The organism is Microbulbifer sp. S227A, from assembly GCF_049800935.1.
The window spans coordinates 83384-96079 of sequence record NZ_JBNAFZ010000007.1; the positions used below are offsets into that span (position 1 = coordinate 83384).

A 12696-nucleotide genomic window follows, 5' to 3' on the forward strand; every position below is an offset into this window, starting at 1 on the left:
TTCTATTGCAGCGTCAAAAGCTGCGATCAAGAGTCTATTTTAGAAGGTGTAGTTTGCACCCAGGTAGAAGCTGCGACCCATGGTGTCATACATGCCGGAGCCACCACCAGTACCAGTCAGGAATGCTGGTGGCTCTTTGTCTTCCAAGTTGTTAATGCCGCCGTATACTTCGACTTTATCCTGATACAGATAGCTAGTACGCAGACTGTTGTAGCGAACTTCGCCTGTGTAGCTAGGAGCTGAAGCCTCTGGACGTTCTAGGCCGATGTCGTACAGCGCCTGGTCACCAATGTAACGGTGACCCCAATTAACGGAGAGGTCGCCATAGCGGTAGGTAACGTTCATGTTATAGGCATCTTCTGGGTCACCCAGTTCGCCAGCTACAGGATCGACGCTATCAGGCTCGTTCTGGAACGAGAAATCGTCGCGCTCGAGCAGGCGGGTTCCCTGTATAGCCAGGCTCAGGCTTCCGAATTCAGACTTGAACAGGTCGGCCAGTTCGAGGTCGTAACGTAGCTCGTAGTCCACACCGCGTGCTGTGAGCTTGGAGGCGTTTAGAGCTGAGCTAGTCAGAGAGGTCAGGTCACCGTTAGCGGCTCGCTCGATATTTCCGCAGAAAGCGTTATTGATGGAAGCACCGTCAACACACTTGTCCAAAATGGTCTGCCCGCTGTAATAGGAAATCGCATCTTCGATTTCGATATCCCAGTAGTCCACAGTCAGGGTAAGGCCGTCGGCGAAGCGTGGAGTAATTACCATGCCGTAGGTCAAAGTGGTTGCGGTTTCTTCCATCAGATCAGGATTGCCGCCACTGAAGCCGCCAAGGGTCGGGCCGCCATTCCAGGGGGATTCATAATCTGCGGCCAGTCCCAGAGCGGCACAGTTCGCACGACGTAGCTCGGGGTCAGGTGCGCTACCCAGTTCGCGGTAGTCACAGGGGTCATTGACGTTATAGAAGTTCTCACCCAGCGGGGCGAAGAGCTCATCGATATTTGGTGCACGTACGGCCTGAGAAGTGGTGGCTCGAACGCGCACGTCGTCGATGATGGTCCAGTCAAGGCCCGCTTTCCAAGCACCAGTGTTACCTACGGTGGAGTAGTCTGCAGCGCGATAGGCGGTATCAAACATTAGGCTCTGTACACCTGGCAGGTCGGCGAGCAGAGGCGCAGATACTTCGACGAAAACTTCTGTAACGTCATATTCGCCATCGGTGGACGCTAACGCATTCATGAATGTATCGCCATTTTTGATGATTTCATCGAAATCAACAAAGCTGGTTTCTTCGCGATATTCAAAGCCACCCACTACAGACAGCGGGCCCGCAGGAAGATCGATCAAATCGCCGGTTACGAAGCCGGAGGCCACGGTTTGGGTCATTTTCTCTACAGAGCCGGTGTCGTCGAGCATTACCCAGTCGACGGCTTCTTGAGAGTTCAGGCCGAAACCGAACATATTCAGTGGCTGACAGCCGGCCGCTCGAGCTTCTTCATCCGCACAAACAATTTCACCGTCAAGTTCGACAGCATCGATGGCTTGTTCAAAACGTTCGTTGTAGCGGTTGTTTACATAGAAAATATCGGCGTTGTACTCGCCGTATACCAGGCTGGTTTCATAGGTCCAGCCACCGCCCAGTTCACCTTTAAGGCCAGTCACAAAGCGCATGGTCTCACGCTCTGCCAAATCACCGCGGTAGCCCAAGTCGGAATGCATACGGTACATGCCAAACGCAGGAACTCCATCGGCTACCAAGCGGTCGGATAGGTCTTTGTCAAGGAATGGGTTGGTGGACGAATAACCGTTGTAGCTAAAACTCGCCTGTCCCCAGCTTTCTGCTTCATGATTTACATATTTCGCTTCACCGAATAGCTGCATGGTGTCAGAAATATCGAAGTGGCCTTTCAGGAATACATTAGTCGTATCCATACTTGGGTACATTTGGTACTGGCCAACAAAGGCGTAGCCGTCACCACCGGAGCAGCGGCCGTTAATGTCACATACATCACCGGGGATCACCGGACGTGCAGTCCCGTCATTATTAAAGGTGTAATCGCCGTAAGGAAGGAAGGCGATACCGTTGTCGCTGATAAACGGAATGCGATAGTCCTGGACTACGATTCTGTCGGGCACACCATTGTCAGGAATGACTGCACCGGTGTCGGGGTCTACATCGGCAGGGTTTACCAAAGTGCCGTAACCTTTAGTAATCCAGTCACGTTCAGTACCGTATACATCACCACGAGTGGTGTGCTGAACGCTACCAGCGATATTCGCGCGACCATCTAAAAAGTTCTGCCCGAAGGTGACAGAAAGTTCAGTAGTTTCCGCACCACCACGTTCGGTATCGCTGCCGAAAGCACTGACCTTGACGCCTTCGAAGTCGTCTTTAAGGATGAAGTTTACTACGCCAGATACCGCATCCGCACCGTAGATAGCAGAAGCGCCACCTGTGATCACGTCGACGCGCTCAACCAGATCTTCTGGGATAGTGTTGACGTCCACTGCGGATGTACCAATGGATGAGGAAATGTGGCGGCGCCCATCTTGCAGCACCAATGTGCGAGAGGTACCGAGACCACGCAAGTCCAAAAGGTTCAAGCCTACGGTGCCGATGAAGCGACCGGAGTTTTGGCCGGAGAACGTGGAGCGCAGTGCGGGCATGGTGTTGAGGAAGTCACCCAAGTTGGTCTCGCCGCTCAGGCTGATGTCTTCAGCTGTCAAAGAGGTGACAGGCGTCGGGCTAACTGCGTTCGGGCGAGCGATACGCGAGCCGGTCACAGTTACTTGCTCGATAGCTCCGTCATCAATGCTGGTAGCGTCCGCCGGTTCGGAGGCTTGCTGCGCAAATGCAGGTGCTGCACCAACTGCAGCGAGAATGGCCCCGCGGATGGCCATAGAAAGTGCATTAGTTTTCATTATCTCCCCTCTAAGCATTTTATAGGTCTAAAACGGCAGTCAGAATTTTGTGCCGTATATATGTAACGAATGGGACGAAAGTACCCTCAATAACTAATGTGGCAAAACGAAAAGTTGTTACTAATCAGTCACTTACTAAGGGGGCAGCTTGGCTGTAGGAAAAGACTCTCACAAAGTTGTTGTATTTCGATGCGTAGCTGCTGTAATCGCTGATTTGCCTGCTCCAACAATGCGCGCTGCTCGCTGGCCATTTCGGGCGTGTCATCCCCGTAGCGCGCAAGGTGCTGGCAAAGTAACCGCAGGTCGCGCCAGTCGCCCAGTGCGCTGGCCAGCTTTTGCAGGCCACGGGTGCGCGTGCCGATGGTTTCCGGGTAGTGTTCTTCCAGTAAGCGACTCTGGTACCACTGGTCTTTGACGCGTTTACGCAGCGTGTGGAAGTGCTCGTCTGTACTCATTGCAAAGGCGTGTCTCATGGCCTTGAATGCCCGCCGGTAGCTTTTGCAGTAGCCCAATTCAATATCGTCCCAGCTGGCGCCCTGAAAGTGCCAGCCATCAATTTTTATCAGCGCCAGTTGCAACGATTTTTCGGCCTGCGCCAGCAGCTTCTCTGTGTGCCCGTTATCCAGTCGGCCCTTCAGGTGCGCCGCCGTGTGTGGGAAACGCTCGGCTTCCAGTTGATCCTCCAGGGCGAGATGTAGCGATGCATTTTCGCGGCAGGTACTGAGGGCAGCATTAATGCTGCGGTAACGGGCATTTTCGGTGTGGTACAGGGTGTCGGTGGTGGTATTGGCGTAGCGGATAAGGCGCAACAGGGCGCGCAATTTTTTGCCGTGTTTACGCACGCTGTGGATGGCGTGGCCGTCTTCCGCCGACTGGCAGCAGGCGATGGCTGCATGCACCTGCGCGCGCGCAACCGCACGAATCGACGGGGCTAGTGGGTGCTTGCTGTGCAATTGATAAGACATAAGCAGGGCAGAAGCAGAACGGAAAGAGAGCGGCGTTGCCTCGAGTTTGCTCAAGTTTAGTCTGTGGCGGTGCCGATCAGGTCCGCCCCATGTACAATGTGGCCCTGAAATTTGGCGCAGCAGGCACAAGATGAGCGAACGCAAGACGACCCACTTCGGCTACCAGCAGGTACCGGTGGAGGAAAAGGCGGGACGAGTGGCGGATGTATTCCACTCGGTAGCGGCCCGCTATGACGTGATGAACGACCTGATGTCGGGTGGTGTCCACCGCCTGTGGAAACGCTTCACCATTGAGCTTTCTGCGGCGCGCCCGGGCCAGACGATCCTGGATATTGCCGGCGGTACCGGTGACCTGACCGCGCGCTTTTCCCGCATCGTTGGCCCTACCGGCAAGGTGGTGTTGGCGGATATCAATGCGTCCATGTTGAAGGTCGGCCGCGATCGCTTGCTGGACCGCGGCATTGCCGGCAATGTGGAGACGGTTCAGGCGGACGCCCAGTACCTGCCCTTCCCCGACAACACGTTTGATTGCATCACCATCGCGTTCGGTCTGCGCAACGTGACGGACAAAGACCTGGCGCTGCGCTCCATGCTGCGTGTGCTCAAACCTGGTGGGCGTCTGCTGGTGCTGGAGTTCTCCAAGCCGGAGTCGAAACTGCTGGAAAAGGTCTACGATCAGTATTCTTTCCGCCTGCTGCCGTTTATGGGCAAGCTGGTGGCGGACGATGCCGATAGCTATCGTTATCTGGCCGAGAGCATTCGTATGCACCCGGACCAGGAAACCCTCAAAGGCATGATGAGCGATGCCGGTTTTGTGGATTGTGAATTCCACAATATGACCGGTGGCATCGTGGCTTTGCATAAGGGCATCAAACCCTGACAATTTTTGAGTTTGGGGGCTCGGATTTCGCCTTGTGGCGGCGCCACTTCCGGTGTCTGTTCACAGGACACGCCGTAGACCCATCCATGGGGGCTCTGCACCGCCATCCCTGGCGGTGAAGGTCCTGCGAACAGACACCGGAAGCACCGCCTTCGCGTATAGCTTCCGGGCACTGAAAAAATAATCATGACCGATCCCACCTTCCGCGCCGGTTTTGACGCCACACTGGAAACCGCCATCAACACCGCCCTGCGTTACGACCCGGGCAGCCGCGCACGCCTCGGCAAACTTGCGGGCAAGGTGCTGGGGGTGAACCTCACGGCGCCGGCCATGTCCCTGTTCCTGTTTATCGACGACGAGGGTGAAGGTGGCTACATCGAAGTGCACAGCCGCTGGGATGGCGAGGTGACCACCGAGCTGTCCGGTTCTGCCCTGGCATTTATCCAGTTGCTGAGAAACCGCGATGCCACGCCGGCCAAACTGGGGGTGACGGTGCGCGGTTCCAGTGCACTGCTGGCAGAGCTGCAGTCGACCCTGCGCGAGCTGGATATCGACTGGGAAGAACCCGTCTCCAAGTTAATTGGCGATTCGCCGGCCCATCAGCTGGGCACCGGCGTGCGCATGGCGGCGAGCTGGCTGAAAGACGCGCTCGGCACCGCACCGAAAGCAACCGCGGAAGCGGTGAGTGAAGAGTGGCGCATGACACCGCCGCAGGCGCAGTTCGAAGCCTTTGCAGAGGATGTGGCCGAATTTTCCCACGGTGTGGACCGCCTGGAAGCGCGCCTGGCGATTTTGCAGCGCAAGTTTGCGGCGCAGGTAAAGGCCGCCAGCGGCAAGCCCGGGCAGGAGAAGCGTTGACGTGCCACTAGCGAGAAGCCTCACCATCGCGCGGGTGTTCCTGCGCTACCGACTGAATGAACTGGTGCCGGCGGAGTATCAGCCGCTGTGGTTGCGCACGCTGTGGGCGCCCTACAAGCTGTTGCCTGCGGGCAAAGCGAAAAACATGACCCGCGGCGAGCGCCTGCGCTGCGCACTGGAAGACCTCGGGCCTATTTATGTGAAGTTTGGCCAGTTGCTGTCCACGCGCCCGGACCTGCTGCCGCCGGACATGGTGCTGGAGCTGAACCAGCTCCAGGACAATGTGCCGCCGTTCCCAATCGACCAGTGTATCGACCGCATCGAGACATCGCTGGGTGCACCGGTGGATGAATTGTTTGCCGAGTTTGACCGCGAGCCGCTGGCGTCCGCGTCGGTGGCACAGGTACACGGTGCGCGCCTGAAAGATGAAAACGGCGAGCCAGGCCAATCGGTGGTGGTGAAGGTGCTGCGCCCTGGCATTAATAAGGTGATACAGCAGGACCTGCAATTACTGCGTTATATCGCCCGCTGGATCGAGCGCTATTTGCCGGACGGCCCACGCATGCGCCCGGTGGAGGTGGTGGAAGACTACCGCCACACCATTGAGGGCGAGCTGGACCTGGTGCGCGAGGCCTCCAACGGCTCCGAGCTCAAGCGCAACTTCGCCAATTCACCGCTGCTGTATGTGCCGGAAGTCTACTGGGACTACACCCGTGAGAACGTGCTGGTGCTGGAGCGCATCGACGGCATTCCGGTAACCGACCTGGAGCAGCTGCGCGCGCAGAACACCAATATGGAACTGCTGGCCGAACGCGGTGTGGAGATCTTCTTCAAGCAGGTGTTCGAGCACAACTTCTTCCACGCCGATATGCACCCGGGCAACATCTTTGTGTCCCGCGAACATCCGGATCGCCCCAAGTACATCGCCATCGATACCGCCATCGTCGGCAGCCTGACGCGCGAAGATCAGTACTACATGGCACGGAATATCCTCGCCATGTTCCGCCGCGACTACCGTATGGTCGCCGAATTGCATGTACAGAGCGGCTGGGTGCGCCGGGATACGCCGATCAACGCCTTCGAGTCCGCGATTCGCGCGGTGTGCGAGCCGATCTTTGAAAAGCCTCTGGGGGAAATCTCCTTTGCGCGCGTGTTAATCAGTTTGTTCCAGACTGCGCGGCGTTTTGAGATGGAAGTCCAGCCTCAGCTGGTACTTTTGCAGAAAACCTTGCTCAATATAGAAGGATTAGGGCGACAGCTTTATCCTCAGCTGGATCTGTGGAAGACTGCCCATCCGTTTCTCGAGCGATGGATGCGCGAGCGTATTCATCCCAAGACGATTGTCGGCGAAATTAAGCGATATGGGCCGGAGTGGCTGGAAAAATTGCCGCAATTGCCGCAAATGGCGTTTTCCGCTCTGGAACAGGGGCGCGAACTGGGTCCGCAGCTGCAGCAGCTGAGTGACCAGCTGGCGGGCAGCCGCCAACGGGGGCGCACCCGTTACGCGCGAATGATTGTCGGTGGCTTGCTGGCCGCAGGTGCTGCCCTGGTGGCATCACCGGGGTTACTGGCGCAGATACCGGCGGTCAGTTGGATGATGGGCGCGGCCGCGCTGGCGCTGCTGCTGTGGCCCTGAAGGTTTGGGCTCGGGGCTTTTAGTGAGTCCTGTCGAGAACCTCGAAAGGTCGGTCACACTCCGGCCTTTAGGCGAGGACCATGAGCCTACAATATCGAATGCAGTAAGGAATGCGAACGGTGAGTGAAACTGATTTCACAGAAGCAGTCAGCTGGAACAGCGACGGTCTGGTGCCTGCCATCGCGCAGGATGTTAAAACCGGCCGCGTGCTGATGATGGCGTGGATGAATGTCGAATCCCTGCGTCTAACCGCCGAGGAAGGGCGCGCGGTCTACTGGTCCCGCTCCCGCGGCAAGTTGTGGCGCAAGGGCGAGTCTTCCGGCCATGTACAGTTGGTGCGCGAGATGCGCCTCGATTGCGACGGCGACACCATTGTTCTGCTGGTCGAGCAGCTTGGCGGCATCGCCTGCCATACAGGTCGCACCAGTTGTTTCTATCAGGTACTGGAAAACGGCCAGTGGCAGGTTCGCCAGCCGGTCATCACCGACCCGAAAGAGATCTATTCAGGGGAGAAGAAGACCGCGTCATGAGTAATATGCTGACACAACTGGACCGGGTCCTGCGCATGCGCATGCAGGAAGCGGATGCCGACTCTTCCTATGTCGCCAGCCTGCACGCCAAGGGGCTGAACAAGATTTTGGAGAAGGTGGGTGAAGAGTCCACCGAGCTGGTGCTTGCCGCCAAGGACGCCGAGGGCAAGGGCGCCGGCAGCGACGAGTACCAGGCGATGATTTCGGAAACCGCGGATCTGTGGTTTCACTCCCTGGTGATGCTCAACCACTTGGGCGTGGACTCCCGCGCGGTACTGGATGAGCTGGGGCGTCGATTCGGCCTTTCCGGCCTCGAAGAAAAAGCGTCACGCAGCCAAGACTGACGGCGTGGATTGAACATACGAATTAAAGATTGAATCAGGAGCATTTCTTATGGGTATTAGCTGGCAACAATTGCTGATCTTGCTGGTCATCGTCCTGCTGATTTTCGGCACCAAGCGTTTGCGCAACCTCGGCGGCGACCTCGGTGGTGCCATCAAGGGCTTTAAAAAAGCCATGAAGGAAGAAGACAAAAAGGACGCGGAAGAAAAGGAACCGGAATTGCTGGAAAAAGACGAAGCCAGCAAGCCGCAACAGAAAACCTCTACCGAAGAAAAGCAGTCCCAGGATAAGTAAGGCCGATTTTCGGTTTTGCTTTGCATCCGTCGTTAACTGAGCGAGTAGCGCGTGTTTGATATCGGATTTTTTGAACTGCTGGTAATCGCGGCGGTGGGTTTGGTGGTCATTGGCCCCGAACGCCTGCCCGATGCGGTGCGTACTACCGTGCGCTGGTGGACCCAGATCAAGCAGACCCTGGGCAGCGCCAAGGAAGAGCTTGAGCGTGAAGTGGGCGCCGATGATATTCGGCGCGAACTGCACAACGAGCGAGTGTTGAAAGAGTTGCGCGAGAGCCAGCAGGCGATGGAGCGCACTTTTAGTGAGGCGGAGCGCAAGTTCGAAAAAGATCTGAAATCGGTAGAAGCGCAGGCGCAGGCACTGAAAGAAGACGCCGCCGCGCATGCAGAGCCGGCAGCGGTGGAAGCCAAGGAGGCGCCCAGCGAATTATCCGGGCCAGATCCTGAGGCGGACAAATTGCGACAGGCGGAGGACTACCTGCCGGAGGAAGACAAGCGTGCGCTCGCCGAAAGCAACCTCGACGACGACCATTTGCCGGAAGAAGAGGAAGAGCTGGAAGACCCGGATTATCCGGAGCATCTGCATGATCACGGCGAGCCGGAGCACAACCCGCACCACCCGGATCATTTCAAGCACGAGGAAGACGCGGCCTGGGCAGAAGTCGATCGCCTGGATCCGGCCGAGCCCGCGCCGTCTGCCGAGCAGGCGTCACCGCAGCCGCACACTGACAGTCCCACCGAGCCGGAAGACAAACGTCAATGAGTGAGAAAGACCAGCCGTTTATCGAGCACCTGATTGAGATGCGCGACCGCCTGCTGAAGACGCTGCTGGTGGTGGTGGCGATTTTTGCCTGTATGGTGCCCTTCGCCAACGATATCTATAACTTTGTTGCTGACCCGCTGCAGGCGCGCCTTACCGAAGGTGCGGGCATGATTGCCACCGAGGTGACCTCACCCTTTCTGACGCCGTTCAAAACGACCTTTGTACTGGCGTTTTTTGTGGCGATCCCGGTTGTGCTGTACCAGTTCTGGGCGTTTATTGCGCCGGGCCTGTACAAGCATGAAAAGCGCCTGATCGCGCCATTGATGATCTCCAGTATTTTCCTGTTTTACGCGGGTATGGCGTTTGCCTACTTCGTGGTGTTCCCGCTGATTTTTGAATTCTTTATCAGTTCGGCCCATGCGGATATCAAGGTGTTGCCGGATATCCGCAGTTACCTCGACCTGGCGCTGAAGCTGTTCTTCGCCTTTGGCTTTGCGTTCGAAATCCCGATCGCCACCCTGCTGCTGATCTGGAGTGGCGCGGTGACCGCCAAAGAATTGGCGCGCAAGCGTCCGTACGTCATCGTCGCCTGCTTTGCCATGGGCATGCTGCTGACCCCACCGGATGTCATCTCGCAGACCCTGCTTGCGGTGCCCATGTGGATTCTGTTTGAAGTCGGGATTTTCTTCGGCCGCTGGGTAAAACGCGGCAAACCCGAAGAAATAGAGGCCCAGTAACTGGCTGCAGCCATCTGCTCTCACCGTTTTGTCGTATGTTCTTATGTGAGGCAAAGTTGCCCAGGCTGGGACCTACGCAAACGGTGACGGTGACATGACGAAACGGGCAGTGCGGCGTGCAGGTGTAATTTTCGGCGCGGTCGTCTCGCTCACCCTGTCGCCGCTAATGTCGATTTTTGCGGCAACGCAGCAGGCACCCTCTCCGTACCCATGCGCCATTCTCCTGCACGGTATTACCAAAGATGCCTCGTCGATGACGGGCATCGAAAGCGTCCTGCGCGATGTTGGCTTTTACACCGTCAATCTCGACTACCCGTCAAAAAAACACCCCATTGAAACCCTCGCCGAGATGACCGTCCCCCGCGGCCTGCAGGCGTGCGAAAAAGCAGGTGCAGCGCCGGTGTATTTCGTTGCCCACTCCATGGGCAGCCTGCTGTTGCGGCAGTATTTTGACCAGCGCGATACCAGTATTGTTAAGCGCGCGGTCATGCTTGGCCCGCCCAATCAGGGCAGTCGCCTGGGGAATTTCCTCTCGTGTATTCCCATCATCAAGGATGTTAACGGCCCTGCGGGCAATCAGATGGGTATCGACGAGCGCAGCCTGCCCAGTCGCCTCGGCCCGGTGCGGTTCCCCCTGGGGGTTATTGCCGGTACGCGCTCGTTCAACCCGTTGTTCTCTGCAATTATCGACGGCAATGACGATGGCATTGTCGGTGTGCCGAGTACCTATGTAGAAGGCACTTGTGCGCGCGTCACCTATCCGTTAACCCATAACGGTTTGACGGGCAGTCAGCAGGTTATTGATCAGGTAGTGAGTTACCTTACGGAAGGGCGATTTATCGGCGAGGAGGTGGAGTACTTCGGCTGTGGCCAGTGACCGTTGAAATATCCCGTGAGTTTGGCGAGCAAAGTCGCGCCGTTAGCGCTCGAGAGCAGCTATGCTGCTGAACAATAGAATGGATACAAAAAGCACGAGCAGTTGCTCCCGGTGTTCCGGATCCGTTAACAGCTGAATGAAGGCGAGTGGCGGCAATAGTAGCGCGACCACACCCATGCCGCTGGAGCGGGCGAAACTCAGCCGGATCAAATAAATCCATAACACAATACCGAGCACCAGCGAAAATACCAGCGAAACGGCAGCGACGGGCGGCATGGACGACTCCCAGATAAAAACCTTTTCTCTCACCATAAACCTAGTCGGTTTGTTCCGCGGGGCGCGTATTTGGCGTCGCTTCACGCGGCTGTTGTCGTTGCTGGTGGCACTCTCAACGGCAATGTTGTTGGCCGGTTGTGAGACGGTGCATTTCTATTCACAGGCCGCCACCGGCCAGCTCAAGATCCTCGCCGGACGCGAGCCCATTGATCGCCTGCTGCGGAATGAAGAAACCGATCCAAAACTGCGCCGCCAGCTCGAATGGGTGCAAGCGATTCGCGGCTATGCGGCCGGCGAGCTGCACTTGCCAGTCGGCTCCGCCTACAGCGAATTTACCCAGTTGGAGCAGGAGTACGCGCTGTGGAACCTGGTGGCAGCGCCGGAATTCTCCCTGTCGCCCAAGCGCTGGTGTTACCCCATTGCCGGCTGCGCCAGTTACCGTGGTTATTTCAACAAGCGCGATGCCCAGGTCCAGGAGCGGCGTTTGCAGGCGCAGGGTTACGACGTGTATCTGGGCCCGGTGCCTGCCTATAGCACCCTCGGCTGGTTTGATGACCCGGTGTTGTCGAGCTTTGTGGACTGGAAGCCGGACCGCCTTGCCAGTCTACTGTTTCACGAGCTGGCGCACCGGCGTCTGTATATTGGCGGTGATACGCAATTCAATGAGAGTTTCGCCACCGCGGTCTCGCGCATTGCGCTGCCGGACTGGCGGCGCCGCAATGGCATCCCCGCGCCCAAGGTGGCTAATGTGGAGCAGGCGCGGCGGGTAAATGGTTTGATGGTGAGCGCACGCCGGCAGTTGCAGGCGCTGTACGCGTCGGACTTGAGTGTGCCGGCGAAGCGCCAGCGCAAGGCGCAAACCCTGCAGCGTCTGCGTTATTGCTACCGCAAGGAATCGGAAGGCTGGACCCAGGACGAAAAGTTCACCCAGATGATTGAGAAAACCAATAACGCCACCCTGGCGCTGGTCAGTGAGTACCAGTCGCAGGTACCTGCCTTTGTGCAGCTATATCGGGACAGCGGCAGTGACTGGGAAGCGTTTTATCGGGCTGTGGAACAGTTGGGTGCCCTGCCCAAGCCCGAGCGCAAGGCGCGCCTGGATGCGTTGACCAAGCGTATTCTCGGCTCGAATACGACTCAGGCCTCGAGTAAGAAAGTCACCGGACCGTCATTGCACAGCGATACCTGCATGTCGGCGGCGAACTGACCACCCGCCACCGGTAGCTCATCGGCCATTTTCGCCCGTGCCTGCCGCAGGAAGTATTCATACAGTTCGTTGGCCTGTTGCGGGCTGGCGCCGCGACTGAAACTCGGGCGCAGCCCCTTTGCGGTATCCGCTACCAGAGTGAACTGACTCACCACCAGTAGCCCGCCGCCGGCCTGTTGCACGTTGCGATTCATTTTGCCTTGCTCGTCACCGAAGATGCGATAGTGCAGCACCTTGTGCAGGAGCTTGTCCGCGGTATCCTCGGAATCACTGGCTTCGACACCCAAAAGCAGCAGAATGCCATGATCGATGGCGCCGACAGATTCACTACTGACTTCCACTTTCGCGTGTTTTACCCGTTGAACCAGGCCCTTCATCGACAACCTCTTCTAAAATGCGGATGACCGCTGGATGCGCGG

At 57.4% G+C, this 12696-nt stretch carries 14 protein-coding genes; 10 read left to right on the forward strand and 4 right to left on the reverse strand.

Going from position 1 to position 12696, the window contains the following annotated elements; genetic code table 11:
• Window positions 1-39: 39 nt before the first annotated feature.
• Window positions 40-2913, reverse strand: coding sequence for a TonB-dependent receptor plug domain-containing protein (locus ACP15R_RS16875; RefSeq protein WP_224867987.1), 2874 nt, complete (start codon window positions 2911-2913; stop codon window positions 40-42).
• Window positions 2914-3041: 128 nt separating this feature from the next.
• A complete protein-coding gene (locus ACP15R_RS16880; protein WP_224867985.1) occupies window positions 3042-3932 on the reverse strand; it encodes a CHAD domain-containing protein in 891 nt (296 codons plus the stop codon).
• Window positions 3933-4008: 76 nt separating this feature from the next.
• Here ACP15R_RS16880 and ubiE point away from each other — a divergent pair, with 76 nt between their 5' ends.
• The 9 genes from ubiE to ACP15R_RS16925 all read left to right on the forward strand — a co-directional run bounded on the left by ubiE (window position 4009) and on the right by ACP15R_RS16925 (window position 10794).
• Window positions 4009-4758 (forward strand): bifunctional demethylmenaquinone methyltransferase/2-methoxy-6-polyprenyl-1,4-benzoquinol methylase UbiE, encoded by a 750-nt coding sequence (gene ubiE / locus ACP15R_RS16885; protein ID WP_224867983.1) that lies wholly within the window; start codon window positions 4009-4011, stop codon window positions 4756-4758.
• A 186-nt stretch (window positions 4759-4944) separates the two neighbouring features.
• Window positions 4945-5616, forward strand: coding sequence for a ubiquinone biosynthesis accessory factor UbiJ (locus tag ACP15R_RS16890; protein WP_222231153.1), 672 nt, complete (start codon window positions 4945-4947; stop codon window positions 5614-5616).
• 1 nt (window position 5617) lies between these two features.
• The gene (ubiB, locus tag ACP15R_RS16895) at window positions 5618-7252 is read left to right on the forward strand and encodes a ubiquinone biosynthesis regulatory protein kinase UbiB (protein ID WP_224867981.1); all 1635 of its coding nucleotides are present in this window, start codon (window positions 5618-5620) and stop codon (window positions 7250-7252) included.
• A 110-nt stretch (window positions 7253-7362) separates the two neighbouring features.
• Window positions 7363-7782 carry a phosphoribosyl-AMP cyclohydrolase gene (hisI, locus tag ACP15R_RS16900; RefSeq protein WP_224867979.1) on the forward strand — a complete coding sequence of 140 codons (420 nt, stop codon included), beginning with the start codon at window positions 7363-7365 and terminating at the stop codon, window positions 7780-7782.
• Window positions 7779-8126, forward strand: coding sequence for a phosphoribosyl-ATP diphosphatase (locus ACP15R_RS16905; protein WP_224867977.1), 348 nt, complete (start codon window positions 7779-7781; stop codon window positions 8124-8126). Before hisI ends, ACP15R_RS16905 begins: the two co-directional genes overlap by 4 nt.
• Window positions 8127-8175: 49 nt before the next feature.
• Entirely contained in the window at window positions 8176-8418 is a 243-nt protein-coding gene (gene tatA, locus ACP15R_RS16910) for a twin-arginine translocase TatA/TatE family subunit (RefSeq protein ID WP_224867975.1), read from the forward strand.
• Window positions 8419-8469: 51 nt separating this feature from the next.
• Complete coding sequence (tatB, locus tag ACP15R_RS16915; protein WP_224867974.1) at window positions 8470-9180, forward strand: Sec-independent protein translocase protein TatB; 711 nt, start codon at window positions 8470-8472, stop codon at window positions 9178-9180.
• On the forward strand, window positions 9177-9917 hold the full coding sequence (tatC, locus tag ACP15R_RS16920) for a twin-arginine translocase subunit TatC (RefSeq protein ID WP_224867972.1): 741 nt from the start codon (window positions 9177-9179) through the stop codon (window positions 9915-9917). The genes tatB and tatC overlap by 4 nt, the downstream gene beginning before the upstream one ends.
• A 94-nt stretch (window positions 9918-10011) precedes the next feature.
• Window positions 10012-10794 carry an esterase/lipase family protein gene (locus ACP15R_RS16925; protein WP_224867970.1) on the forward strand — a complete coding sequence of 261 codons (783 nt, stop codon included), beginning with the start codon at window positions 10012-10014 and terminating at the stop codon, window positions 10792-10794.
• A 42-nt stretch (window positions 10795-10836) separates the two neighbouring features.
• Here the strand turns inward: ACP15R_RS16925 and ACP15R_RS16930 are convergent, their stop codons facing one another.
• Window positions 10837-11070, reverse strand: coding sequence for a hypothetical protein (locus tag ACP15R_RS16930; protein WP_224867969.1), 234 nt, complete (start codon window positions 11068-11070; stop codon window positions 10837-10839).
• On the opposite strand from ACP15R_RS16930, the gene ACP15R_RS16935 reads away from it, so the two are divergent.
• A complete protein-coding gene (locus tag ACP15R_RS16935) occupies window positions 11069-12277 on the forward strand; it encodes an aminopeptidase (protein WP_224867968.1) in 1209 nt (402 codons plus the stop codon). The genes ACP15R_RS16930 and ACP15R_RS16935 overlap by 2 nt on opposite strands.
• Here ACP15R_RS16935 and dtd read toward each other — a convergent pair.
• Window positions 12208-12654, reverse strand: coding sequence for a D-aminoacyl-tRNA deacylase (dtd, locus tag ACP15R_RS16940; RefSeq protein ID WP_224867967.1), 447 nt, complete (start codon window positions 12652-12654; stop codon window positions 12208-12210). The genes ACP15R_RS16935 and dtd overlap by 70 nt on opposite strands.
• Window positions 12655-12696 lie beyond the last annotated feature (42 nt).

Excerpts from the sequence above, each read along its gene's own strand:
- ACP15R_RS16875 (WP_224867987.1), bottom strand. The coding sequence starts at position 2,913 with ATGAAAACTAATGCACTTTCTATGGCCATCCGCGGGGCCATTCTCGCT.
- ubiE (WP_224867983.1), top strand. The coding sequence starts at position 4,009 with ATGAGCGAACGCAAGACGACCCACTTCGGCTACCAGCAGGTACCGGTG.
- ACP15R_RS16890 (WP_222231153.1), top strand. The coding sequence starts at position 4,945 with ATGACCGATCCCACCTTCCGCGCCGGTTTTGACGCCACACTGGAAACC.
- hisI (WP_224867979.1), top strand. The coding sequence starts at position 7,363 with ATGCGAACGGTGAGTGAAACTGATTTCACAGAAGCAGTCAGCTGGAAC.
- ACP15R_RS16905 (WP_224867977.1), top strand. The coding sequence starts at position 7,779 with ATGAGTAATATGCTGACACAACTGGACCGGGTCCTGCGCATGCGCATG.
- tatA (WP_224867975.1), top strand. The coding sequence starts at position 8,176 with ATGGGTATTAGCTGGCAACAATTGCTGATCTTGCTGGTCATCGTCCTG.
- tatC (WP_224867972.1), top strand. The coding sequence starts at position 9,177 with ATGAGTGAGAAAGACCAGCCGTTTATCGAGCACCTGATTGAGATGCGC.
- ACP15R_RS16925 (WP_224867970.1), top strand. The coding sequence starts at position 10,012 with ATGACGAAACGGGCAGTGCGGCGTGCAGGTGTAATTTTCGGCGCGGTC.
- ACP15R_RS16935 (WP_224867968.1), top strand. The coding sequence starts at position 11,069 with ATGGACGACTCCCAGATAAAAACCTTTTCTCTCACCATAAACCTAGTC.
- ACP15R_RS16930 (WP_224867969.1), bottom strand. The coding sequence starts at position 11,070 with ATGCCGCCCGTCGCTGCCGTTTCGCTGGTATTTTCGCTGGTGCTCGGT.
- dtd (WP_224867967.1), bottom strand. The coding sequence starts at position 12,654 with ATGAAGGGCCTGGTTCAACGGGTAAAACACGCGAAAGTGGAAGTCAGT.